Source organism: Streptomyces sp. NPDC042364 (assembly GCF_056437585.1).
This window is the reverse complement of sequence record NZ_JBWKAJ010000014.1, coordinates 37,671-61,958: the sequence shown is the minus strand read 5'-3', so window position 1 is coordinate 61,958 and position 24,288 is coordinate 37,671. Positions and strand designations below refer to the sequence as shown.

At 70.7% G+C, this 24,288-nt stretch carries 17 protein-coding genes and 1 pseudogene; 12 read left to right on the top strand and 6 right to left on the bottom strand.

The annotated features are described in order from the left end of the window. Positions 1-143: 143 nt before the first annotated feature. Positions 144-2,096 carry an alpha-L-fucosidase gene (locus AC067N_RS25895; RefSeq protein WP_478681269.1) on the bottom strand — a complete coding sequence of 651 codons (1,953 nt, stop codon included), beginning with the start codon at positions 2,094-2,096 and terminating at the stop codon, positions 144-146. 1,187 nt (positions 2,097-3,283) lie between these two features. Continuing rightward, on the bottom strand, positions 3,284-3,931 hold the full coding sequence (locus AC067N_RS25890; RefSeq protein WP_478681268.1) for a TetR/AcrR family transcriptional regulator: 648 nt from the start codon (positions 3,929-3,931) through the stop codon (positions 3,284-3,286). Positions 3,932-4,122: 191 nt separating this feature from the next. Between AC067N_RS25890 and mhpA the strand changes: the two genes are divergently transcribed. From mhpA to AC067N_RS25865, 5 genes and pseudogenes are all read left to right on the top strand, one after another. Next, positions 4,123-5,679, top strand: a complete 1,557-nt coding sequence (gene mhpA / locus AC067N_RS25885; protein ID WP_478681267.1) for a bifunctional 3-(3-hydroxy-phenyl)propionate/3-hydroxycinnamic acid hydroxylase MhpA — start codon at positions 4,123-4,125, stop codon at positions 5,677-5,679. Continuing rightward, positions 5,676-6,452, top strand: a pseudogene (locus tag AC067N_RS25880) (alpha/beta hydrolase family protein); the annotation flags it as partial. The gene mhpA and the pseudogene AC067N_RS25880, both read left to right, overlap by 4 nt. 330 nt (positions 6,453-6,782) lie before the next feature. After that, positions 6,783-7,652, top strand: a complete 870-nt coding sequence (locus tag AC067N_RS25875) for a dioxygenase family protein (protein ID WP_478681380.1) — start codon at positions 6,783-6,785, stop codon at positions 7,650-7,652. Then, complete coding sequence (locus AC067N_RS25870; protein WP_478681266.1) at positions 7,649-8,704, top strand: maleylacetate reductase; 1,056 nt, start codon at positions 7,649-7,651, stop codon at positions 8,702-8,704. Before AC067N_RS25875 ends, AC067N_RS25870 begins: the two co-directional genes overlap by 4 nt. 49 nt (positions 8,705-8,753) lie before the next feature. Next, on the top strand, positions 8,754-9,506 hold the full coding sequence (locus tag AC067N_RS25865) for an EthD domain-containing protein (RefSeq protein ID WP_478681265.1): 753 nt from the start codon (positions 8,754-8,756) through the stop codon (positions 9,504-9,506). Positions 9,507-10,013: 507 nt separating this feature from the next. Here AC067N_RS25865 and AC067N_RS25860 read toward each other — a convergent pair. From AC067N_RS25860 to AC067N_RS25845, 4 genes are read right to left on the bottom strand one after another with little or no spacing between them, the layout of a single operon-like run. Next, the gene (locus AC067N_RS25860; RefSeq protein WP_478681264.1) at positions 10,014-10,802 is read right to left on the bottom strand and encodes an IclR family transcriptional regulator; all 789 of its coding nucleotides are present in this window, start codon (positions 10,800-10,802) and stop codon (positions 10,014-10,016) included. Positions 10,803-10,857: 55 nt separating this feature from the next. Further along, on the bottom strand, positions 10,858-11,700 hold the full coding sequence (locus AC067N_RS25855; protein ID WP_478681263.1) for a fumarylacetoacetate hydrolase family protein: 843 nt from the start codon (positions 11,698-11,700) through the stop codon (positions 10,858-10,860). Then, the gene (locus AC067N_RS25850) at positions 11,697-13,412 is read right to left on the bottom strand and encodes a bifunctional 3-(3-hydroxy-phenyl)propionate/3-hydroxycinnamic acid hydroxylase (RefSeq protein WP_478681262.1); all 1,716 of its coding nucleotides are present in this window, start codon (positions 13,410-13,412) and stop codon (positions 11,697-11,699) included. Before AC067N_RS25850 ends, AC067N_RS25855 begins: the two co-directional genes overlap by 4 nt. A gap of 26 nt (positions 13,413-13,438) precedes the next feature. Further along, on the bottom strand, positions 13,439-13,933 hold the full coding sequence (locus AC067N_RS25845; RefSeq protein WP_478681261.1) for a VOC family protein: 495 nt from the start codon (positions 13,931-13,933) through the stop codon (positions 13,439-13,441). A 218-nt stretch (positions 13,934-14,151) separates the two neighbouring features. On the opposite strand from AC067N_RS25845, the gene AC067N_RS25840 reads away from it, so the two are divergent. The 7 genes from AC067N_RS25840 to AC067N_RS25810 all read left to right on the top strand — a co-directional run bounded on the left by AC067N_RS25840 (position 14,152) and on the right by AC067N_RS25810 (position 23,882). Further along, positions 14,152-15,795, top strand: a complete 1,644-nt coding sequence (locus AC067N_RS25840; RefSeq protein ID WP_478681260.1) for an MFS transporter — start codon at positions 14,152-14,154, stop codon at positions 15,793-15,795. A 73-nt stretch (positions 15,796-15,868) separates the two neighbouring features. Beyond that, on the top strand, positions 15,869-17,332 hold the full coding sequence (locus tag AC067N_RS25835) for a benzaldehyde dehydrogenase (protein WP_478681259.1): 1,464 nt from the start codon (positions 15,869-15,871) through the stop codon (positions 17,330-17,332). A 36-nt stretch (positions 17,333-17,368) separates the two neighbouring features. Then, on the top strand, positions 17,369-18,826 hold the full coding sequence (locus AC067N_RS25830) for a carotenoid oxygenase family protein (protein WP_478681258.1): 1,458 nt from the start codon (positions 17,369-17,371) through the stop codon (positions 18,824-18,826). A 389-nt stretch (positions 18,827-19,215) separates the two neighbouring features. After that, positions 19,216-19,728, top strand: coding sequence for a carboxylesterase family protein (locus AC067N_RS25825; protein ID WP_478681257.1), 513 nt, complete (start codon positions 19,216-19,218; stop codon positions 19,726-19,728). After that, positions 19,619-20,464: a carboxylesterase family protein gene (locus AC067N_RS25820; RefSeq protein ID WP_478681256.1), complete on the top strand. Its 846-nt coding sequence runs from the start codon at positions 19,619-19,621 to the stop codon at positions 20,462-20,464. Before AC067N_RS25825 ends, AC067N_RS25820 begins: the two co-directional genes overlap by 110 nt. 282 nt (positions 20,465-20,746) lie before the next feature. Next, positions 20,747-22,393: a glycoside hydrolase family 27 protein gene (locus tag AC067N_RS25815; RefSeq protein WP_478681255.1), complete on the top strand. Its 1,647-nt coding sequence runs from the start codon at positions 20,747-20,749 to the stop codon at positions 22,391-22,393. Between the two features lie 58 nt (positions 22,394-22,451). Continuing rightward, positions 22,452-23,882 carry a glycoside hydrolase family 43 protein gene (locus tag AC067N_RS25810; RefSeq protein ID WP_478681379.1) on the top strand — a complete coding sequence of 477 codons (1,431 nt, stop codon included), beginning with the start codon at positions 22,452-22,454 and terminating at the stop codon, positions 23,880-23,882. Positions 23,883-24,288 lie beyond the last annotated feature (406 nt).

Below are 24,288 nucleotides of genomic sequence, written 5' to 3'. Positions count from 1 at the left end.
TGTGCGGGTGCATGGAGGGGAGTGAAGGTCTTGGGCGAAGCCCGATGAAGTAGATGTTCGGTGGGAGTCAGGCACGCGTGCTTCCTGTGGGCGCGGGGTGCCCAGGCGCCCCGCGCCCACCGAGGATGCGGCGGAGGGCAGGGTCAGGAGGGGATGATCTGCCACTGCTGCTCGTGGCGGCCCGTGTAGGGCTGCTGCTCGACGGCGGCTCCGTTGGCGGTGCTGGCCTCGTCGACGGCGAGGCAGAGGCCGCTGTAGCGGTTGATGAGGAAGTAGTGTCCGTCGCCTGTGGGGGTGACGGCCCAGTGCTGCTGGGGTGCGCTGGCGTCTGACCAGATGCCGGCGGTGCCGCCGTCCGCGCGGGAGAGGCCCTGGATCTCCAGGAGCTTGCCGCTGCCCACACCCTTGATCTTGTAGTAGCCGTCGCCGGTCTTGACGAAGGTCCACTTCTGGTTCGTCTGGCCGAGCCAGGGCCACTGCAGGACCTTGGTGTTGTCGGTGGTGCGCTGGCCCTCCACGTCGGCGGCCTTGCCGCTGTGGCGGGCGACCAGTCGGTAGACGGTGCCGTCGCCGGGCAGTGTCGTGGACACGAGTGCGGGTTTGACCGACCGGCCGCCGATCCTGACGCCGCTGATGTTGGCGTAGCCGCCGGTCGCCGCGTTGACCTGGATCCGTACGAAGCCCACGTTCCGGTTGGGCCACTCGACCAGCTTGGTCTTGCGGTTGCCGGCCCAGGTGCCGGTGGCGACCTGGGTGAAGTTGACTCCGTCGGTGCTGGTCAGGATGGCGCAGGAGGTGATGTCGCCGTCGGTGGAGTTGTTGCGGCTCCACTGTTTGGGCAGGTACTCCAGGGTGGAGACGTTGCTCCACACACCGCCGAGGTCGATGGTGATGGACTGCGGCAGCGGCGTCGGCAGTCCCCAGGTCGACCAGCAGGTCTCGTAGCGGACGTCGCTGAGCCCGTCGATGGCGTGGAGCGGACCCTCGCCGGTGTGGAAGCCGGTGGCGTACGCGTTGACCGGGGTGACGGGATGCTCGGCGCGCAGCGGCTGGGTGGGCAGCGGTGGGCGGGAGGTGTCGGGGCTCCATGCCGCGCCGACCTCGGCGAGCCGGTTGACGACGTTGGTGTCCAGCAGGCCGTTGCGGTTGGGCGGGCAGTTGAGGATGAACGAGGTGTACTTCGGTTCCAGGTCGGCCAGGTGCGAGAGGATCGCGTCCCTGCTCATGAGGCCCTCGGTCGGGGTGGAGGGGTGCCAGAACCAGCCGTTGCTGATGGTCTGCCCCTGCATTCCGGCGTAGGTGTTGCCGGCGGGCGCCGTGACGCCCAGCGGTTCCTCGAAGAAGATCGCGTCGCTGAGGAAGGGTTCCGACAGTCCGCCGATGTCGAGCATGACGCAGTCCGGCTGCAGCTCCTTCACCAGCGAACGGATCGCCTGGTAGGAGACGGCCTGCTGGCCCATCTGCCATGCGTAGCCGTCGGTCATGAACATGTCGATGGTGCCGTAGTTGGTGAGCAGCTCGCGGATCTGACCGAGCATGAAGGCCATGTGCTTGGGCTGGATGGCATCGGTGATCTGGAGCCCGGTCACCTTGTGCCGGCTCTCCCATGCCTCGACGCCGAAGGTGCGGTCCCAGATCGAGTAGTAGAACCCGACCTTCAGGCCCTTCGCGCGGAAGGCGTCGCAGTACGCCTGGACGACGTCGTGCTTGTAGGAGCTGTTCGTGACGTTCTGAGTGCCGTGGGCGCTCGGCCACAGGGCGAAGCCGTCGTGGTGCTTGGTGGTCAGGATGCCGTAGCTCATCTTCGCGGCGGCCGCCGCGTCGGCCCACTGTGCGCAGTTGACGCTCGGCGGGGCGAAGAGAGTGGGGCTCTGGTTCGGCGCCGCCCACTCCTCGTTGGTGAAGGTGCCCAGGCTGAAGTGGTTGAACATGCCGAACCGCATGTCCACCATCTTGCTCAGGTTGGTCTGAGCGTCCGCGGCCGACGCCCGCGACAGCAGGCCGGAGAATCCGGGGACGAGCGGCAGCGCGGTCGCGGCACTCGCCACACCCGCCGCGCCGAGAAACGTGCGACGAGACATTCCTGATGAGGACATGGGGCACTCCTGCGGATCGATGGCATTTCTTGCGGTGACGACGTGCCCGGACATTCCGCGCCGGCCCCGGTGTCGTGGGGTGCCGGGAGGCCCGGCAGCCATGCTGCCCCGGGAGTCGCGAGCGGTGTCGGCCGGAGCGACGCGCAGGCCGGCCGAGAGGTGAACTGACGGCCCGCGGCGTCGTCGTCCGGGGAGAGAGCCGCTCGCGGGGCGTGGTAGAGCCCCAGGGTGAGCTGCGGCTTGGGCGCGGAGCAGGCGGGGGAGCGGCGTGAACTCCCCAAGTGCGGCGGCCGGGGCCAAGCATTACGGCGCTGGCCGGGCGGCAGCTCTTCCTTTCGCGGCGGCGCCCTGGACTCAAGGAGGAAGCCTGCCGTCGAGGATGGCCATACCGAGGAGCGCCACTCGGGCGGATGACCGACTCTCACAAGGTCCTCTCCCTGGCAGTTCGGAGGAGCAGCGCACGGTGTCGCGACAGGCCCTGCACACAGCGCGTGTTCGGCGGAGCAACATCGGATGTATTAACGGGCACCAGTCGATGCTCTGTCTAGCCGCGCGACAGAAATTGCCAGATCAAACCCTGGGCTGATACGGACAGGTGTGTTCGACACTCAGGATCTGGCAGGTCAATACATGGGAGGTGTGCAGTTCGGGCGGTCCAGTGAGCCAGGGCGACTGGGGTCTACGGATGCCGGCCTCAGCCGTGCCACCGGTGATCCGGCGCCCTCGACGCGGCCCTTGCGGTTGGCTCATGCCGTCCGGGCTGCCGGAGTCGGGGGTGGTGGCGAGGCGCCGGGCACCGACGAATCTCTCCGCGGATGTTGTTCGAAAACGCCGGCCGACATCGCCGCGGGCCAAACCGCCACCGCCGGCAGCGAGGAGACGAGGGGGCCCGTGCACGCCCTGTGACGGGGTTCCGGCGAGGGGGCCCGTGCCTGCTGCACGGGCCCCCTCGCTCTCCGCGGCTCGTGCCGGCGCCGCTCGACAGCTTGACGCAGACCCGGGCTGTCACCGGTTGGGTCGGCGCCCCGGCACGCCGACGAAGGACACCTCGGCTCCGCCGATGCAGCGACCTTGGCGGACCCCTGAATGTGAACCATGACTCCTGCTCGGCTGGAGGGGCAGCTCACATACGGCGGCATCGCCCGTCGACGGCTGTGCGCGCACCTCCGTGTGAGGCGTGTTCGGGCTCAGCGGCCCTCCGGGGCGTCGAGGAGGTAGGAGACGACCGCGGTCTGGAGGTGGCTGCGCAGTTCGTTCCAGGGCAGCGGACGGTCGGACTCCAGGAACTCGCCCTGGGTGATGCGGTGCGCGACCGTGGCGTAGACCAGGCGGTAGGCGAAGTCCAGCGCGGCCTCCGGGTCCGGATGCGCGATCGGTGTGTGACGCAGTGCCTCGGTGAAGCGGCGGTTGCCCTCGACGCTGACGCGGGAGCCCTCCGCTCGCACCGCGTCGTGCCGAGTGCCGAGCAGCAGGAAGACGCGCAGCAGGGCCTCGTGCGCCTGGAAGCTGTCCGTGATCGCGCCCACCGCCTCGGCGACCACCACGGCCGGATCGCGCAGGACGCGCAGTCGCTCCGCGGACACCCGTCCCGTGATCTCGGTCTGGAGATTCTCGGTGAACGCGCGCTGGATGGCCAGGAGCAGGCCTTCCTTGTCGCCGAACCGTCGGTAGATGCTGCCGACCGCCATGCCGGCCCGCTCGGCGACGGCGGCCACGGTGAGCGCGTCCGCTCCGCCCTCTTCGAGCAGGGCGTACCCGGCCTCGAGGATGTCCTGCTGCGAACGGCGGCTGCGTTCCTGGAGGGCCGCGGGCCTGCCGGTGGGGGACTCGGTCACTCGCGCAGTTTATCGACCGGGCTCTTGACGCCCATACGGCTTACATGTGAATCTCCATTCACATGCAAATGTGAATCCAGCTTCACGTGTGGCTGCTTCACATGCGGCTTTCGGCGTGCACGGCCGAGCCGCGCCCCTCTCTGCCCACCTCACCCCTCGCAACGGCGCGGGGCTGTTCCTGGAGGTGTCTCATGGCTCCCGGCTACGACATCGCCGTCGTCGGCTACGGACCGACGGGCCTCACCGCCGCTTCCCTGCTCGGCCGGCTCGGCCACCGGGTGGTGGTCTGCGAGCGCTGGCCCGACCTCTACGGGCTGCCGAGACTCACCCACATCGACGACGAGACCGCCCGGACCGTCCAGGCGGCCGGTGATGTCGACGAGGCGCTGCGGGACTCGTCGGTGTGCCAGTACGTGTGGGTCAACGGCAAAGGCGAGACCCTGGTGAACATCCCGGCGAACCCCCGTGGCCCGATGGGGTTTCCGGATCACATCTCCATGTACCAGCCGGATGTGGAGAAGGCGATCGACAGACGGGTGCGCGGCTACGGCACGGTCGACGTCCGGCAGGGCTGGGCGGTCACCGGCCTCGACCAGGACGACGACGGTGCCACCCTGCGGCTGCGCGGCTGGAACGCCGACGCCATGTCCGCGGACGGACCGCACGACGACGTCCGGGCCCGCTATGTGATCGCCGCCGACGGCAGCCGCAGCGGCATACGCGAACTGCTCGGCGTCGAGCGCCAGGACCTCGGCTTCAACGAGCAGTGGGTCAACGTGGACGCCGAGTGGCTGCGCCCCCAGCCCCCGGAGTTCGCGCACGGCACCCAGTACTGCGATCCCGAGCGCGGTCACATGACGATCAACATCGGCGCGACCCGCCAGCGCTTCGAGTTCGCCCTGCTGCCGGGCGAGACCCGCGAGGAGATGACCGCCCCGAAGACCGGCTGGCGGCTCCTGCGCGACCACCACGACCTGGGCCCGGAGGACGTACGGATCATCCGGCAGCTCGTGTACTGCTTCGAGGCGCGCATCGCCACCCGCTGGCGGACCGGCAGGGTCTTCCTGGCCGGCGACGCCGCCCACACCATGCCGCCGTACCTCGGCCAGGGCGCGTGCAGCGGCCTGCGCGACGCCACCAACCTCGCCTGGAAGCTGCACCTCGTGCTCCGAGGCCTGGCGCCCCAAGCACTCCTGGACACCTACGAGAGCGAGCGCCGCCCGCACGTCACCGCGATCACCCACGCGGCGATCGGCCTCGGCAAGGTCGCCAACACGCACGACGCCGAGGCCGCCGCGGCCCGGGACGCGGCCTTCCTCGCCGGCCAAGTGCCCCCGCCGCCACCGTTCCCACCGCTCAGCGGCGGAGTGCTGCGCAGGGAAGCCGGCACGCCGGTCGGCACCCTCACCCCGCAGGGCCGCATCCGTCTGGCCGACGGCCGCACCGGACGCCTCGACGACCTGACCGGATACGGCTTCACCCTGGTCACCGCAGAGGATCCCGCCGACGCCCTGGGGCCTGAGCGCCTCGCCCGGCTGGAGCGCCTGGGGTGCTCCGTGGTCGCCCTCGACACGGTCGACGACCTCGACGGACGGCACCGGGAGTACCTCCACCTGCTCGGCGCGGTCGCGTATCTGGCACGCCCCGACTTCGTGCTGTTCGGCACGGCGGTCGACAGCACGGGCCTGGGCGCTCTGGTGGACGACCTCGACGACGCGCTGTCCGGAAAGGCGGGCGGGGCCGTATGACCACCGGAGATCCTGGAGCGGGGACCGCACCGCCGCCGCCGCTGGTCGCCGCACAGCACCGGGCCATGCCCTTCACCCGGCTCGCCGACTGCGGCATGGACCCCGCCGACGCCCGACGGCTGCTCGCCGACACCACCGCCGGAATCCCGTGGCAGGATGCAGCCGCCGCCATCGCCGACGTACAACTGGAGCGCGCGCGGTCGGCGGAGGCCGCCGGCCACGGCACCACAGCCCGGCAGGCGTACCGGTTCGCTTCCGCGGCCCTGATGTTCGCGCAGATGGCCTTCCAGACCGACACCCCGCAGAAGCGGGAGCTGTACGCCCGCCACACTGCCGCGGTCGCCGCTCTCGCACCCGACGTGGAGCGCGTGGAGATCCCGCACCGCGGCGGCGTCCTGACCGGCTGGCTGTGCCTGCCGGCCGGCCCGCCCCGCGCCACCGTGATCGTGTGGGGCGGGCTCAGCGGCTGGGGAGCGGCGTACCTGCCGCTCGCGAAGGCGTACACCGGGCGCGGTCTGGCCTGTCTGCTCGCGGAAGGGCCCGGCCAGGGCGAGTCGCGGCTGCGCCACGGACTGTACGTCGACGAGCACGTCACCGACGGCTTCGCCCGCTTCGTCGACCTGGTCGAGGCCGACCCCCGCCTCGGCGGCGCCATCGGCGTCCAGGGCATCAGCTTCGGCGGTCTGTTCGCCGCCCACCTGGCCGCCGCCGACCCCCGCGTCGGCGCCGTGGTGGTCAACGGAGCCCCGGCGACACCGACGGTCCCCGAATTCCGCACCGCCCGCGAGCAGATGGCCGCCGTGGTCGGCACCGACGACCGGGACCGGGTCACCGAGGTCATGGACAGCCTGCGCTTCGACCCGGACAAGCACCGCATCCGCTGCCCGCTGCTCCTGCTGCACGGTGGCCGCGACCCCCTCGCCCGCTACGAGGACCAGGAGCCGTTCCTCCGCGCCGCCGACCCCGCCACCTCCGCGGTGCGGATCTGGCCGGACGGCGAGCACACCCTCTACAACCACGCGGCCGAACGCGACGCGCTCACCGGTGACTGGTTCAGCGACCGCCTCGGCGGCCAAGCCGTCCCGCAACGTCAGGAACACCACGTGGACTTCACCGTGGAGACCGCCACCGACGCGGTGGTGGAGAGCTTCCGGCAGACCGAGGACCAGCGGCTGCGTCAGGTCATGGAGAGTCTGACCCGCCACCTCCATGACTTCGTGCGGGACATCGAACCCACGATGCAGGAGTGGGAAGCCGCGATCGGCTTTCTCACCGCCGTCGGCCGGACCTGCGACGACACCCGCCAGGAGTTCGTCCTGCTCTCCGACGTCCTGGGCGTCTCCATGCTGGTCGAGACCCTGAACGGGTCCGAGGAGGGAACCGAGAGCACCGTACTCGGCCCCTTCCACATGACCGCCTCGCCCCGCCGCCGGCTCGGCGACTCCATAGACCTCCTCGGCACCGGCCGCCCGTGTGTGGTGTCCGGCCGAGTGCTCGCCGCCGACGGCACCCCGCTGCCGGACACCGAACTCGACGTGTGGCAGTGCTCGCAGGACGGTTTCTACGACGTGCAGCAGCCCGACGTGCAGCCCCCGGGCAACGGCCGCGGGCTCTTCCGTACGGACGACGAAGGCCGCTACTGGTTCCGTACCGTCGTCCCGTCCCACTACCCGATCCCCACCGACGGCCCCGTCGGCCGCCTGCTCGAAGCCACCGGCAGGCACCCCTACCGGCCCGCCCACATCCACTTCATCGCGAGTGCCGAGCACCACCGGCCGGTCACCACGCACGCGTTCGTCGCGGGCAGCCCGTACGTCGACTCCGACGCGGTCTTCGCTGTCAAGCGGGGCCTGATCACCGACTTCACCGAGTCGTACGAGGAGCAGGACGCCGAACGCTTCGGGGTTACCGTGCCCTTCACGCTCGCCCGGTTCGACATCGTGCTGGCCCCGGAACCCGAGGCGACACGATGACCTTCACCTACGAAGCCCTGCCGATGCGGGTGGTCTTCGGCGCCGGAAGCCTGCGTCGACTGCCCCAGGAGGCCGAACGATCGGGCCTGCGACGGTTGCTGGTGCTGTCCACACCCGGGCAGCGCGCTCTCGCCGAGCACGCGGCCGGCCTGCTGGGCGACGCTTGCGTCGGGCTGTTCACCCGGGCCCGGATGCACGTGCCGGTCGACCTCGCGGAAGCGGCCCGCACGGCCGCCCGGGATGCCGGCGCGGACGGCTGCCTGGCCATCGGCGGCGGCTCCACCATCGGCCTGGGCAAAGCGATCGCCCTGGCCACCGGCCTGCCCCTGATCAGCGCGCCGACGACCTACGCCGGCTCGGAGATGACCACCGTATGGGGACTCACCGAGGACGGACGCAAACGCACCGGCCGCGACCGGGCCGTCCTGCCCCGCAGCGTGGTCTACGACCCCGAACTCACCGTCGGCCTCCCCGTGGACGTGTCGGTGACCAGCGGCTTCAACGCCGTCGCCCATGCCGTGGAAGCCCTGTACGCGCCCGACGCCTCGCCGATCGTGTCCCTGATGGCCGAGGAAGGGGTGCGCTCGCTGGTCGCCGCCCTGCCGGCCGTCGCCGCCGACCCCGGCGACATGCGGGCCCGCACCGACGCGCTGCGTGGAGCGTGGCTGTGCGGAGCATGCCTGGGAGCCACGACCATGTCGCTGCACCACAAGCTGTGCCACATCCTGGGCGGCACCTTCGACCTGCCCCACGCCGCCGCCCACACCGTACTGCTCCCGTACGTCGCAGCCTTCAACCTCCCCGCGGCACCGGCCGCCGAGCAGTCCCTGCGCCGTGCCCTGGCCACCGACGACGTACCGAAGCACCTCGCGCGGACCTCCGCCGAACTCGGCGCCCCGCGCTCCCTGGCCGAACTGGGTCTGACCGAGGGCGACTTCGACGAGATCACCGCTCAGGCGCATGCCCAGCCCCACGCCAACCCGCAACCGGTCACCGAAGACGCCCTCCGCTCCCTGCTCTCGGACGCCCTGAAGGGAACCCTCGCACCCTGACCCGGCCGGCACCGCCGGCTGTCGCACATCGCCGCACAAGGAGACTCAAATGATCAAGTTGGTGGCCGCCGGACGGCGGCGCCCCGGGATGACGCGCGCCGAGTACGCCGAGTACCTCGAGCAGGTGCACGGCGGGATAGCGCTCGCCGACAGGCTGACCGTGCGCAAGTACGTCCAGAACCATGTGCTCGACGGCGCCTACGGCGCGCTCGGGGACGTGGGCTACCGGGTGACGCTGCCTCGCGACTCCGTGACCGAGCTGTACTTCGACGACCTCGCGTCCATGGGGCGTACCTTCGCGGACCCGTACACACGCGAGGTCGTCGGCCCGGACGGGGCCAACTTCAGCGACCAGCCTGCCGCACTCAGCCTGCTCGCCGAGGTGGGCGAGGCCGAGGCACCCCCATCCGGAACCGGCACGGTGAAGGTCCTCCACTTCCTCAAGGCCGCGGACGGGCTCACCCCGGACGCCTTCCACCAGGGCCTGCGACGGGCGTACGAGGACCTGCTCGCCGACCCGGCCGGGCCCGCCCGGCATGTGCGCGGCCACGAGTGGAACACGGCCCTGCCCGGGGACGGCATGGCCACGTACTTCGGAGGCGCGGCGGAGCAGCCCGCGTACGACGCCTACTCCGCCCTGTGGTTCGAGGAGGCGGAGGCACTGACCGGCTTCCGCGCCTGGCAGGAGGCCTTGGCAGGGTACGCGGAGAAGCACGGTGCCCACTTCCAGCCCTCGCTGTCCTTCTTCCTCCTCACCCGCGAGGTCGTGATCTTCGACGACCTGGCCGGGGGCGGGGCGTGACCTCGTAGGACGGATCGTCACGGGCACGCGGTTCCGCCCAGAGCGTCGCGGTATCCGTACATGACTCCTGCCACGGACCCCTCGGCGGCGAACAACCCGGAGTGAGGCCGAGGCCCGGGCGACCGCCGCAGGGACCCCCGAGCCGAGGCACGGTCACCTCTCGCGATCAGGTGTGAACGCGTGTCCCGGGCTACGGCTTGGCCCTGACGAGTCCGGCGTCCATTCCGAGCGCAGCACCCGGCGGCCGGTCACCTTGTGAGCCGTGGTGCCGGGGGGCTCCGGGGCAAGGGTGAAAAGGGTGCGGCATTCGTCCGCTCCCGTGGTGCGCGTCGTGGCGACGTAGCCGGCGATGTCCGGATGTCTTCCACTCCAGCGACGACATGGCCGTCGCCTGTCGGATCCCGGCCCGTGACGCGCCCCCGCACGTCGTTCGAACTCCCGCCGGGCCGGCCCGGCGCGGGCACGGCGTGCCGACGTGTCCCCCGTCGAACCGGGACGCCGGGGACGTCAGTCCGTGGTCAGGGCCATGCGTTCGCTGATCCGGCTCGCCGTGGCCCGGACCTTCTCGGCGAACTCCGCCTCGGCCTCCGGGTAGACGCGGGAAGCGAGGGCCGCCACGCTCACCGCCGCGGTGACCTGGCCGTCCGGGGCCTTGATGGGGGCGGCGATGCCCACGACGTCGGAGTCGAGTTCGCCGCGGGTGACCGAGTAGCCGAGGCGACGGATCCGGGCGAGACGCTCCATCAGGGCGTCGACATCGGTGAGGGTGGCCGGGGTGAAGCGGCGCAGTTCCGCCGTCTCCAGCAGGTGACGGGCTTCGTCCTCGGGGCTCCAGGCGAGCAGGACCAGGGCGGAGGCGCCGGCGTTGAGTGGCAGGGTGCTGCCGCGCTCGTAGGAGATCCGCACCGCGCGGGTTCCACTCTCGGCACGGTCGACGCACACGACCAGGTCCCCGGTGCGGCGGGTGAGCAGGACGGTCTCGCGCACCTCCTCCGCGAGTGCCTGCATCGACGGCAGGGCGACCTCGGACAGGCCGTAACTGCGGCGTGCCAGACGCGCGATCTCCAGCACCCGCAGGCCGAGCCGGTACCCGCCGCCGGGCGCCTCCTCCAGGAAGCGCCCGGCCACGAGGCTCTGGAGGTAGCGGTACGCGGTGGACCGCGCGACACCCAGCCGCTCCGCCACCGCGGTGCCGGAGACGACGAGATGCGTGTCGTCGAACATGGTCAGGATGTCCAGTGCCCGATCGGCGGTGGAGTTGCGCTCGCGGTAGCTGGGGGACGCTGTTCCTGACATGCCGGACACTCTAGCCGTGCGGCGTGGGTTCCCGGAAGGAGGGCCCTTCACGCGGTCACAGGCTGTCTTTGACGACGGTGTTGCGCAGTTCGCCGATGCCCTCGACGGTGGTGAGGAGTTCCTGGCCGGGCTGCAGGAAGACCTTGGGGTCGCGTCCGGCGCCGACGCCGCCAGGGGTTCCGGTGAGGATCAGGTCGCCGGGCCGGAGGGTGATGATCGTGCTGACGTAGGCGATGATGTCGGCCACGTCGAAGAGCAGGTCGGCGGTGTTGGACTTCTGCATCGTGTGGCCGTCGACGCTGCAGGAGATGGTCAACCCGGCTGCCCCGGAAGGGAGTTCGTCGGGGGTGACGAGGGCCGGTCCGACGGGAGTGGTGGCCTCGAAGGTCTTGCCGGACAGGAACTCGCGGGTGCGGTGCTGCCAGTCGCGGACGGTGACGTCGTTGGCGACGGTGTAGCCGGCGACGTGTTCCAGGGCCCGGCGGCGGGGAACGTGCCGGCCGGGGCGGCCGACGACGACGCCGAGCTCGGCCTCCCAGTCGAGGTCGTCGCTGACCGGCGGCATGTGGATGTCGTCGTGGGCGCCGATCAGGGAGCCGTCGTACTTGGCGAAGAGGGTGGGATGGGTGGGCGTCGGGCGGCCCATCTCCTTGATGTGGGTGGCGTAGTTGAGGCCGAGGCAGACGATCTTGTTGGGGTGGGGGACGACGGGCGCGACGGTCACCCTGTCGAGCGGGACGCGGTCGCCGCTCCCGGCGGCACGTTCCCGCCAGTTCTCGCCGGCGGCGAGGAGGGCGCCGACATCGGTGTACGGCAGCAGGACGAACCCGTCGCCCTCCTGCCGGGCGGCGGCCGTGGTGCCGTCTCCGTCCTTGGGACGGACGGTGCTGAGCCTCATGGGTGTACTCCCTGGATGTGTGGCTGGACTTGGGGTTCGGGACGGGAGGAGCGGGGAACCGGCTCCGCCGAGGTGTCGTCGCCTGCGCCTCCGGTCGACTGCCGCAGCCTCGCGGCGACGCGCCCGGCCCGGTCGGGGGTGAACACGGCGGCCACCAGCCTGTCCGGGCGCACGAGTACGAAGTGGCCCGCCAGCCCGGCGAAGAGGGCGTCGAGGCATCCGTCGGCGTCGGCGATCCCCGTGCGGCCGACATGGTCCCGCGGAGTGCGGTCGTCGAGACAGACGTCCACGAGGGTGGCGTCCGGAAGGCCGGGTCCGGCGGTGACGGTCGCCCAGTCGGCTTCGGCGACGCCGATGCCCAGCAGACTCCAGCCCCGGCCGAGGACGTCGTCGAGCCGGGTGACCTCGTGGCGGGGTGCGCGCAGCACACGTGGCTGGCGCAGCGGTGTGCCGACGAGTGACTGGTGCGGGCCGTCGAGGTGGACGACGGCTCCGGAGCGCACGCGGGTGTCGGGGCGGTAGCGCATCTCGGTGAGATACCGGCGTCCGGGCGGGATGCGCATGGCGGTGCGCACCAGCAGGTCGCGCAGACGGGCGCGGGGGCGGCTGGTGGTCATGACGATCCGGCCGAGCCGCACGGACAGGTCGATCACGGCCCGGGCGTGTGGGCGGCGCTCGGTGTCGTACGTGTCGAGCAGGGCGTCACCGGCTCTCCCCGCCAGGACCTCGGCGATCTTCCAGCAGAGGTTGGCCGCGTCCCGGACACCGGAGTTGAGGCCCTGTCCGGCGAACGGGGGCATCATGTGGGCGGCGTCGCCGAGCAGGAAGCATCGGCCGTGGCGCAGCCGGTCGGCCAGGAGCGCGTGGAAGCTGTAGGCGACCGCACGCTCGACCTGTTCGGATGTGATCTCCCGGTAGGGACGCAGCAGTCGGCGCACCAGCTCGAACGGAGGCGGGGAGCCCGCCTCGCACTCGCCCGGCTTGAGCCGGAACTCGTAGCGGCAGCGGCCGTCCTGGCCCGGCACGATGACGACGGGCCGCTCGGGGTCGCCGTGGTGCATGCCGTACCGCTGGTCGTGGCCGTCCTCCAGCGTGTCGACCACCAGCCACACCTCGGGGAAGCTGCACCCGCGCATGGGGATGGACAGCAGCTCGCGCACGGTGCTGCGGCCGCCGTCGCAGCCGAGCACGTAGGAGACGTCCAGCTCCTCGACGGGGCCGGCCTCGCCGCCGCTTCGGAGGGCGACACGCACCCGGTCGGAGTGGTGACCGAGGTTCGTCAGCCGGGTGCCGAAGCGGATGTCGACGTCCGGGAGGCCGCGCAGCTCCTCGCACAGCACCCGTTCGAGGTCGGGCTGGGCGAAGGGGTTCTTGAAGGGATGGCCGTACCGCTGGTCGCCGGTGCCGCGGGCGTGCACGAGGGGGCGTCCGTCGGCGCCGAAGTACCTGGTCCCGGTGCCCGGCACGATGATCGGGTACACCGCCTCGTCGAGACCGGCCGACTGGAGGGTACGTAGGGACTCGTCGTCGAGGCTGATCGCCTTGGCCGCGTCGCTGGTGGTGGCGTTCCGCTCGACCAGCAGGACCCGTACACCCCGGGAGCCGAGCAGATGGGCGGCCGTCAGACCGGTCGGGCCGGCGCCGACGACCAGGACGGCGGGCTGGTGGGGGGCCGGGGAACTCGGTCGGGGGGCCGGTGGTGGTGCAGTCATGGGGGCGCTCCCTCGTGGGCCGGGGATCACTGGACGGGCTGGTAGGCGGGGCCGCCTTCGGTCAGCAGCCGCTCGGCATCGGCGAAGATCTCCTCGGGGGACTGGTCGAGGTTCAGCGTCTTGCGGAACGGCTGGCGCACATCGCGCTCGATGCGCAGGTAGACCTCGTTGCGGTTGCCCTCGGGGTCGAAGAAGTAGATCCCGATCGCGTTGCCGTGGGTGACCTCCTGCTGGACCTCGATGTTCTCGGCGCGGAACCGGTGGTGGAAGTCGATGATCGACTGCAGTGAGTCCACCCGCCACGACACCTGGTGCGTGAGCTTGGTCCCGGCCGGGGCGGTCCGTCCCTCCTGGAGCACGAACTCGTGGTGCTCCTCGTCCGGACGGGACGAGAGGAACACGATGCGGCGCTCCTCGTCCTCGTCGGTCACGGTCAGCCCCATGACCCGGGTGTAGAAGTCGCGCATCTTCTCGAGGTCGTCGACCCAGAAGCCGGTGTGTCCGAGTCCGGTGATGCTCATGATGTCTCCTTATTCAGGACTGCATAGCTGATAATCGGGACTGTAGCGAGGGGGAGTGGGCTCGTCAATCGCAGTTTCCCGCTGTCAAGCTCTTGACTTGACGGAAGTGGACGGTGCAACGTCCTGCCTAGTGAACTCACCGTCCGGCTATACGAGACATGATGTACGGGGCGTCATCAAGCCGACGGCTTCCACCGAGCACCATGGAGGCATCCCTCATGACCGATCCCGCTGTCGAGAGCCCTGCGCCCTCCCCGAACCCACCCGCTCCGCTGAGCCGCGCCTCGCTGGTGGCGGCCTGCTTCGCCATCTGCGTGGCCCAGATCGGCATTCCCCTGGCCTCGCCGCTCATCGGTGAGATCCAGCGGGACCTCGGGGCGTCGGCCGCCGCCCTGGCCTGGATCCCGGCCGCGTTCATCCTCCCCACGGCCATCCTGGAGCTGAATTTCGGCGTCCTCGGCGACCTGTTCGGCCGCAAGCGCCTGCTCGTCCTCGGCGGACTGCTGATCACCGTGGGCTGCCTGGTCGTCGCCACCTCGGGCTCGATGACACAGCTCATCACCGGCCAGGCGGTCGCCGGCCTGGGCGCCGCGGCGATCTTCCCCTCCTCGCTGGCGGTGATCGTCGCGGGCACCAGGGAGCCCGTAGCCCGCGCCAGGGCCCTGTCGTACTGGGCGCTCAGCCTCGCCTTCGGGGCCATGATCGCCCCGCTGATCAGCGGCTTCATCGCCGAACACGCCCACTGGGGCTGGGCCTTCGTCCCACTCGCGGTGCTCGGCCTGGCCACCGCGGCCGTCAGCGGTCGCTGGATCGTCGACTCCCGCCAGGCCACCGCCGACCGCGGCCTGGACCGTCCCGGCCAGCTCACCATCGCCGTGTCCCTGCTGGCCCTGCTCTACGCCGTCATCGAGGGCGCGAGCGACGGCTACTCCGAGCCCCACATCGTGCTCGCCTTCGTCCTCGCCGCCGCCTCCTTCCTGACCTTCCTGGCCGTGGAGAGCAGATCACGGGCGCCGATGCTGCGTCTGGAGCTGTTCCGGACCCCCGCCTTCGCCGGGGCCGCCGCCATCGGACTGCTCGCCCTGTTCGGCTTCATCGGCACCGCCTACGCGCTCAGCATCAAGCTGGAGTCCGTCAACCACGTCTCCCCGTTGCAGGCCGCACTGCCACTCGCGCTCATCCAGGCGGTCCCGCTGCTGCTCACGCCCGTCCTGCCGAAACTGCTCCAGCGCGTGCACCCCCGCACCCTGCTGGTCGGCGGACTGCTCTCGCTCGCAGCGGGAGAACTCTGGATGGCGCTGCTGCCGGGTGACGCGACGAGCCTGACGTCGATGACCGGACCCATCCTCCTGATGGGAGTCGGCTTCATCACGATGTTCTCGTCGCTGACGGCCGTCGCCGTCGGCACGGTCGACATCCGCTACGCCGGCATGGCCAGCGCCGTCACCAGCCTCGTCCGCGAGACCGGGCAGGCCCTGGGCCCCGCGATCGTCAGCGCCGTCGCACTCGGCACGGCAGGCGGCGCCCTGGCCGACAAACTCGCCTCCTCCGGCCTGCCCCCTGAGGCCCGGGGCGTCGCCGAGGCCGTCAACACCGAAGGAGGCGCACTCGCGGTCGCCAACGCCGACCTCGGCGGCCTGTCGCGTACCGTGGCCCCACTCGCCCGCGACGCCCTCGAATCGGGCCTCGACCTCGGTATGTACGTCTGTGCCGGCGCCGCCCTGGCAGGCGTGGTGATCGCCGCACTCACCCTGCGCAACAGCGGAGCCGCTTCCGCCATGGCCGTCGGCACGTCCGCCCGGGAGGCCGCCACCGCCCCGGCCGGCACCTCGTCCTCCGTCAAGCCGCTCCCCAGCGCCTGACCTTCAGCCCCGAAAGCACAGCCCCAGCCCCGAAAGCACAGCAGCGACAACCCCTGACATGGAACGGGACACCATGACTCTTCTGGACAGCAGCACCTGGGAAGGCCAGATCTTCTCCGGTGAGTGGAGCACGGGCTCGGGCGAGGAGTACGACGCCGTCGAGCCCGCCACCGGCAAGACGCTGGGCCGTGTCGGCACCGCCGCACCGGCCGATGTGGACAAGGCGGTGAAGCGGGCGGTACAGGCCCAGCGGGAGTGGGCCGCCCGGCCGTACACCGACCGCGCCGCCGTACTGCGCCGCGCCGCGCGCCTGTTCGAGGACCATCAGCAGGAGATCGAGACCTGGCTGGTGCGCGAGTCCGGTGCGATCCGGCCGTTCGCGGCCATGCAGGTCAGCAGCGGTGGCGCGGACGAGTGCCACGAGGCCGCCGCCCTCGCCGGGGCGCCCTACGGCGAACTGCTGCGGTCCGGGCAGGAGCGGCTGTCGTTCGCCCGTCGCAAGCCCGTCGGGGTGGTCGGTGTCATCGCCCCGTTCAACGTGCCGATCGTCCTGGCCATGCGGGCGGTCGCCCCGGCGCTCGCCCTGGGCAACGCGGTCGTCCTCAAGCCGGATCCCCGCACCGCGGTCAGCGGCGGCGTGGTCTTCGCCCGCGTCTTCGAGGAGGCGGGCCTGCCTCCCGGTCTGCTGCACGTCCTGCCCGGCGGCGCGGACGTCGGAGCCGCCATGGTCGAGCATCCGCAGGTCCCCGTCATCGCGTTCACCGGCTCCACCCGGGCCGGACGTGCCATCGGCGTCGCCGCGGCCCGGCACCTCAAGCGGGTCCACCTGGAACTGGGCGGGAACTCCGCGCTCGTCGTCATGGACGACGTCGACCTGGAGAAGGCCGCCTCGGTGGGCGCCTGGGGGTCCTTCGTCCACGCCGGTCAGATCTGCATGGCCAGCAGCCGCCACCTCGTCCACGCCTCGGTCGCCGACGAGTACACCGCCCTGCTCGCCCGGCACGCCGACGCGCTCCCGGTCGGCGACCCGGCCACCGAGCACGTCGCCGTCGGACCGCTGATCGACGGCGGACAGCGCGACAACGTCCACCGCATCGTCCAGGAGACCATCGCGGCCGGCGCCCGGCTGGCCGCGGGCGGTGATTACGAGGGCCTGTTCTACCGGCCCACCGTGCTCGCCGACGTCCCGCTCACCGCGCCCGCCTACGCCGAGGAGATCTTCGGGCCGGTCGCGCCCGTCGTCCCTTTCCAGAACCTGGACGAGGCGGCCACCCTCGCCGCGGGCACCGAGTACGGGCTGTCCCTGGGGGTCCTCACCCGCGACGTGATGAAGGGTCTCGCCCTCGCGGAGCGCGTTCCCAGCGGACTGGTCCACATCAACGACCAGACCGTCAACGACGAGCCGGTCATCCCCTTCGGCGGGGTCGGCGACTCCGGCACCGGCTCCCGTCACGGCGGCGCCGCCGCCAACCTCGAAGCCTTCACCGAACAGCAGTGGGTCACCGTACGCGGCGAACCGCCCGCCTACCCGTTCTGACACCGCCCGCTCGAAGACATCCACAGGAGAGCGCTCATGAGCACCGACTGGCCCACCGACAACAAGTTCCTGCGCGGCCCCTTCACGCCGTGGACGGAGGAGAACGAGGCGTACGACCTGGAGGTGGACGGAGAGATACCGTCCGACCTCGCGGGCGCGCTGTTCCGTGTCACCTCCAACCCCCGCTTCCAGCCCCGCAACACCGACCGCTACCACTGGTGGGAGGGTGACGGCATGGTCTGCGGCATCTACCTGCGCGAGGGCCGGGCCGCCTACCGCACCCGCTGGGTCGACACCGACTCCATGAAGATCGAGGTGCGGGCCGGAGAGGCCGTCTACAGCGGTTTCGTCAACGGCGGCACGCCCGGGCGGCTGCCCGACGGAGCGCCGCCCGCCAAGAACGTCGCCAACACCAACGTCGGCATCTTCGACGACCGCCTTCTCGTCTACTACGAGGGCGGACTGCCGTACGCGATGGACCCGGAGACCCTGAGGACCGTCGGCACGTACGACTTCCACGGCGGTATCGACTTCCTGTGCACCGCCCACTACAAGATCGACCCGGGCAGCGGCGACATGCTGTTCTTCGCCGCCACCGGCCCCACCATCACCTGGTACCGCGCCGATGTGAAGACGGCCGAGATCATCGACTCGCACTCCTTCGACATCGGCGTGCCCGTCCTCATGCACGACTTCGCGGTCAGCGTCAACTACGCCGTCTTCTTCGTGACACCCGCCCACTTCCGCTTCGATCTGATCGCCCAGGGGCGACCGGGAGTCGTCTGGGACGAGAGCTCCCTGGAGCACGGCGTGCAGATCGTCCTCATGGACCGCCGCACCCATGAGGTCACCTGGCACGAGGCCGGCGGGCAGTTCGCCAACACCCACTTCTTCAACGCCTACGAACAGGGCGGCGAGCTGATCATCGACGGGCACCGCATCAACCGCCTCGGCAACCCCGTCGACCGCCTCTCCACGCCGCTGGGCTCCCACGAGTGGTTCCCGCCGGCCCTGCCCTACCGATGGCGGGTCGACCTGGCGACCGGGCGCGCCTCGGAGGAGATGATCAGCGGCATCGCGGGGGAGTTCCCCAGGATCAACGACGCGTGCACGGGACGGCCGCACCGCTACGGGTACTTCGTCACCACACGCGGCCTGGCCGACGACACCATGTCCGACGGGCTCGCCCGCCACGACTACCTCCTCGACAGCACCACCGTTGTCGAAGGACCGGACGGCCTGACCAGCCCCAGCGAACCGGCCTTCGTCGCACGCGAGAACGCCCGCGGCGAAGACGACGGATACCTGCTCACCCTGTGGTGGAACCGCGCCACGGACCTCAGCGAACTGCTGATCCACGACGCCGCCGACCTGCGCCGGACCCCGCTGGCCCGGGTCAAGCTCCCCAGCCGGGTGCCCTTCGGCTTCCACGGCAACTGGGCCGACCACCAGACCCTGGACAGGGCGGTCGCGACCTGCCGCCTCGGTGAGTGACGGCCCGAAACGAAGCGCTCGCACGGCCTCCCTGCCGGTCCCACAGGCCGTCAGGGAGACTCGGCCTCGGCACCCGCGACGTCATCCGTCCCCCGACGCCGCGTGCCGGTTCCCTTCGGACCTGTCCGCCGCACGACACTGCGGCCGGATCCAGCCCGTCGAGCGCGTCCTTTCGACCATGAGACCTTGAGAGTTCAATATCCTTTCGGTGCTGCCTACTGCACGACTGCAGTACATCGAGCGGTGAAAAGACAACCCCCATGTTCCGAGCCCGACGCACAGCTGCCGTTGCGTGTCTCGCGACGCTGCTGGCTGTGCTCACCCCTGCCTCCGCCTCCGCCTCCGGTCCCGCTGTCAGTCCCTCGCGGACCGCGTTAGGCGAGCCCACGGTGGTGCAGACCACTGCCGGCTCGCTCAGGGGTCAGGCGACCGCCGATGGGCGGCAGTTCCTCGGCGTTCCGTACGCCGCCGATCCGGTCGGCGCGCTGCGCTGGCGGCCGCCGCAGCCCCACCCGGCCTGGGAGGGCACACGCGACGCCACCGCGTTCGTTCCCCGTTGCCTGCAGGGCACGAACCCGCAACAGGGCACCTACACCGAGAACTGCCTGAACCTGAACGTCTACACCCCGGCGAGCCCGCGGCGACTGCCCGTGATGGTGCGGATCCATGGCGGCGGCATGATCCAGGGCGGCGGCAAGGACTACGTCGCCGACCGTTTCGCCACGGACGGCAACGTGATCGTAGTGACCGTCAACTACCGTCTCGGCGCCTCCGGCTTCCTCGCCCTGCCCGGTGTGCAGGGCAATTACGGCCTGCTCGACCCAGCAGGCGGCTCTGCGCTGGGTACGCGCCAACATCGCTCGCTTCGGCGGCGACCCGCACGCGGTCACCATCGCCGGTGAGTCCTCGGGCGGCCGTGCCGTGTGCACCCAGCTGGCCTCGCCCACCGCTCGTGGGCTGTTCCGCGCCGCGATCAGCCAGTCCGCCTCCAACCGCGACTGCGCGGCCATCCCAGTCAAGAGTGCCGAGACGACCGGTCGCGCCTACGCCGACTCTCTGGACTGCACGGACACCGACTCGGAGGCCGTGCTGGACTGCCTGCGCGCCAAGACTCCGCAGGAGCTTCTCGCTGCACAGTCCGGTCGCGGCTGGGGACCCGTAGTCGGTGACCGCGTGCTGCCACGCCAGCCTGCCGAGACCTTCGCGGCCGGTCGGCAGGCCAAGGTACCGGCCCTCTTCGGCACCACCCGCACCGAGGGACGGTACTTCGACTACTTCGACTTCGACGGCAAGGGACAGTCGCTGACGGCGGAGCAGTACCCCCGGACCGTGCGCGACTGGTTCGGCGAGGACATCGCCGACGAGGTGCTGGCGCGCTATCCGCTGACCGGGCACCCGACCCCGACGCTCGCGCACGCCGCCGCCCGCGGCGACCGGGACTATTCCTGTCCGACCGCCCGGGTCAGCCGGCAACTCGCCCGGAGTGCCCCGGTGTACCAGTACGAGTTCGCCGACGTGACCGGTCCGCCCGCCGAGAATCTCCGTAACCAGAACACCGACTACGACTTCGGGGCCACGCACACCAGCGACCTCCAGTACCTTTACCCGCTCTGCGGGCCGCGCCGGGGAGCCGCATGATGCGCGGCGCGCATCGAAACATTCGGAACCGATCGATGGCGGGCTGTCGAAGTCCGGACCCCGGACGTTGCAGATCAACGGGGTCTCCCGGGGGCGCCGACGGTCGGTGGCGGAGATCGGCCCGCGGAGGGTGTTGACATGTTCGGGTGTCTCTCTAGTATCCGTCACGCCCCATGTTTCCGAATGCTGTTCGAAATTTCGCACCTCTCTGTCCTGGCGGCTTGAAGTGTCATGAGCCTGACATGCGTGGCACTCACGGCGCCCTCCCCGAAAGGATCCCCGGTGCCCAAACGATCAGGCAGACGACTGCTCCGTGCCGTTGCGGCCGCCGCACTGACGGTCGCCGCGTCTGTGACGGCCTCCGCTCCGTCCACCGCCACGGCCGCACCGGGCAGCCCGGCGCTCACCCCGCCGCTGGGGTGGAACAGCTGGAACAGCTTCGGATGCGGGATCACCGAGGCGCAGGTGCGCCAGGCCGCCGACGCGATGGTGTCCTCGGGCATGAAGGACGCGGGTTACCGGTATGTCGTCGTCGACGACTGCTGGTTCGACCCGCAGCGCGACAGTGCGGGCAACCTGCGGGCCAACCCGACCAAGTTCCCCAGCGGCATGAAGGCGCTCGGGGACTACATCCACGGCAAGGGACTGAAGTTCGGCATCTACCAGGCGCCCAACGAGAAAACGTGCGCCCAGGGCGTGGGCACCTACCCGGGCGCCACCGGCAGCAAGGGCCACGAGGCCCAGGACGCCGCCACGTTCGCCTCATGGGGCGTGGACTACCTCAAGTACGACTGGTGCTCCGGCAGCGGCACCCTCAACGAGCAGATAACGCAGTTCACCCTCATGCGCGACGCCCTGCGCGCCACCGGCCGCCCGATCGTCTACAGCATCAACCCCAACAGCTTCCACGCCCCCACCGGCGACAAGTACAACTGGGGCGAGGTCGCCGACCTTTGGCGCACGACCGAGGACCTGCTCGACATCTGGCAGAACGGCAACACCAACAGCTACCCGATGGGCGTCGGCAACGTCCTGGACGTCACCGCGCCGCTGGCCGCGCAGTCGGGCCCGGGGCACTGGAACGACCCCGACATGCTGGTCGTCGGCCGACCCGGCCTGTCACTGACCGAGTCCCGCTCCCACTTCGCCCTGTGGTCGCTGCTCTCGGCCCCCCTCATGGCCGGCAACGACATCCGCACCATGTCCGCCGACGTGAGCGCGATCCTGCGCAACCCCCGCCTGCTGGCCGTGAACCAGGACCCGCTGGGCGCGGGCGGACGCCGCGTCCGCGACGACGGCAGTACCGAGGTCTTCGCCAAGCCCCTGTCCGACGGCTCGGTCGCCGTGGGCCTGTTCAACCGGGGGAGCGCCACCACGACCGTCACCACCACGGCCGCGCAGGTCGGCCTCACCGGAGGGCCGTTCACCCTCACCGACCTGTGGACCGGCGGCACGTCGAGCACGTCCGGCCAGATCTCCGCGAGCGTCCCCGCGCACGGCGTGGCCGTGTTCAAGGTCTCCGGCGGCAGCCCGCTGGCCGCCACCACCGGGCGGCTGCGCGGCACCGGGTCCGGCCGCTGCCTGGACGTCGACAACGCCGCCACCGCCGCCGGGACGAAGACGCTGATCTGGGACTGCCACACGGCCGCCAACCAGCTGTGGACCACCTGGGCCGGAGGCGAGATCCGGGTCTTCGGCGACAAGTGCCTGGACGCCTCCAACCAGGGCACCACCAACGGCACGCCGGTCATCATCTGGTCCTGCAACGGCCAGAACAACCAGAAGTGGACCGTCGGCTCCGACGGAACGATCCGCAACGTCCACGCCGGGCTGTGCCTCGACGCCAACGGGGCCGGCACCGCCAACGGGACCCCTCTGGTCCTGTGGAGCTGCAACGGCCAGAACAGTCAGAAGTGGACCCGCACGTGAGGGAGAGCGCCCACCGCCGACGGCTCACACCCCCAGACGGCATCCCCCGGAGGTCATGATGATCCAGGTCCGGCCGTTGTCCGCCACCGGCGTGAGCCTGCCCCGGGCAGTCGCCTGGGTGGTGGGCCTCGTGCTCACGTTCTCGGTCGTCCCCGCCGCGGTGCAACTCCCCGTGGCCCGGGCCGACAACCCCATCGTGCAGCACATCCACACCGCGGACCCGGCCCCGCTGGTCCATGACGGACGGGTCTACCTCTACACCGGGCACGACGAGGACGGCTCCACCTACTTCACCATGAAGGACTGGCGGGTGTGGTCCTCGGCCGACATGGTCAACTGGACCGACCACGGCTCACCGCTCAGCCTGGCCACCTTCAGCTGGGCGTCCGCCGACGCGTGGGCCGGACAGGCCGTGCAGCGCAACGGCCGGTTCTACTGGTACGTGCCGGTGAAGAACCGGGCGACCGGCCGGATGGCCATCGGGGTGGCGGTCTCGGACAGCCCCACCGGCCCGTTCCGGGACGCCCTCGGCCACCCACTGGTGGAGAACGGCGAGATCGACCCGACCGTCTTCATCGACGACGACGGCCAGGCCTACCTTTACTGGGGCAACCCGAACCTGTGGTACGTCAGGCTGAACGCCGACATGACCTCCTACTCGGGCAGCCCCACCAGGATCCCCCTCACCACCGCCGGGTTCGGCACCCGCACCGGCGACCCCAACCGGCCCACGCTGTACGAGGAAGGCCCCTGGGTCTACAAGCGGAACGCGCTGTACTACCTGGTGTTCGCGGCCAAGTGCTGCTCGGAGTTCATCGCCTACTCCACGGCGCCCGGCCCGACCGGGCCCTGGACCTACCGCGGGACGGTCATGCCCACCCAGGGCAGCAGCTTCACCAACCACCCGGGTCTCGTCGATTTCAAGGGCAACTCCTACTTCTTCTACCACAACGGCGCACTCCCGGGCGGTGGCGGCTTCACCCGCTCCGTCGCCGTGGAGAGGTTCTCCTACAACACCGACGGCACGATCCCGACGATCACCATGACGAACGCGGGCGCTCCCCAGGTCGGCACGCTCAACCCGTACGTGCGCCAGGAGGCCGAGACGATCGCCTGGGGTTCCGGGATCGAAACCGAACCGGCCGGGGAAGGCGGAATGAACGTCGGCTGGATCGACAACGCTGACTACATCAAGGTCAAGGGCGTCGCCTTCGGGTCGGGCGCCTCCTCGTTCACCGCGCGCGTGGCCTCGGGCAGCGCCGGCGGCACCGTCGAACTGCGTCTGGACTCCCCGAGCGGGACGGTCGTGGGCCGGTGCGGTGTGCCGGGCACCGGAGGCTGGCAGACCTGGACGACGGTGAACTGCCCGGTCGCCGGCGCCACGGGAACCCGGGATCTCTACCTGCGGTTCACCGGTGGCAGCGGCTATCTGCTCAACATGAACTGGTGGCGGTTCGGCGCGGGCACCGCCCTGACCGCACCGCGGTAGCCCGCCGCGCGGGATGTCGTCCCGCAGAATGAGCTCTCGAGCGGCGCAACTGTTCGGATGACGGGGGCGATGCCCCCGACGACAAGAAACTCCCTTGTCGTCGGGGGAGGCGTCCTAAGAGCTCCGAACAAGAGTGGAGCCCGGCTCGCGACGCCTGGCACGCACGCTCGCCGCGTTGCCGAAAGCCCCTGGTAGCCCCGCTACAAGGAGCTTCCGGCGCCTTGCGATCGCACGCACCAGAAGCCGCGAGCTGATCGGACTCCACTTTTGTTCGGAGCTCTGAGTCGGTCGGTGCCCGCCGGATCGCGTCCCGGCCAGTCCAGGCCGGACGGACAGGTCGCAGCCGGCCGCGCCGCCCTGCGGGGCTCGCCGCGCTGACGGGCCCCCTCCAGTGCGGCAGGGGGCG

Coding starts and splice junctions, on each gene's coding strand:
- AC067N_RS25810 (WP_478681379.1), top strand. CDS start 22,452: ATGATCCAGGTCCGGCCGTTGTCCGCCACCGGCGTGAGCCTGCCCCGG.
- AC067N_RS25855 (WP_478681263.1), bottom strand. CDS start 11,700: ATGAGGCTCAGCACCGTCCGTCCCAAGGACGGAGACGGCACCACGGCC.
- AC067N_RS25870 (WP_478681266.1), top strand. CDS start 7,649: ATGACCTTCACCTACGAAGCCCTGCCGATGCGGGTGGTCTTCGGCGCC.
- AC067N_RS25835 (WP_478681259.1), top strand. CDS start 15,869: ATGACTCTTCTGGACAGCAGCACCTGGGAAGGCCAGATCTTCTCCGGT.
- AC067N_RS25860 (WP_478681264.1), bottom strand. CDS start 10,802: ATGTCAGGAACAGCGTCCCCCAGCTACCGCGAGCGCAACTCCACCGCC.
- AC067N_RS25840 (WP_478681260.1), top strand. CDS start 14,152: ATGACCGATCCCGCTGTCGAGAGCCCTGCGCCCTCCCCGAACCCACCC.
- AC067N_RS25850 (WP_478681262.1), bottom strand. CDS start 13,412: ATGACTGCACCACCACCGGCCCCCCGACCGAGTTCCCCGGCCCCCCAC.
- AC067N_RS25865 (WP_478681265.1), top strand. CDS start 8,754: ATGATCAAGTTGGTGGCCGCCGGACGGCGGCGCCCCGGGATGACGCGC.
- AC067N_RS25845 (WP_478681261.1), bottom strand. CDS start 13,933: ATGAGCATCACCGGACTCGGACACACCGGCTTCTGGGTCGACGACCTC.
- AC067N_RS25830 (WP_478681258.1), top strand. CDS start 17,369: ATGAGCACCGACTGGCCCACCGACAACAAGTTCCTGCGCGGCCCCTTC.
- mhpA (WP_478681267.1), top strand. CDS start 4,123: ATGGCTCCCGGCTACGACATCGCCGTCGTCGGCTACGGACCGACGGGC.
- AC067N_RS25895 (WP_478681269.1), bottom strand. CDS start 2,096: ATGTCCTCATCAGGAATGTCTCGTCGCACGTTTCTCGGCGCGGCGGGT.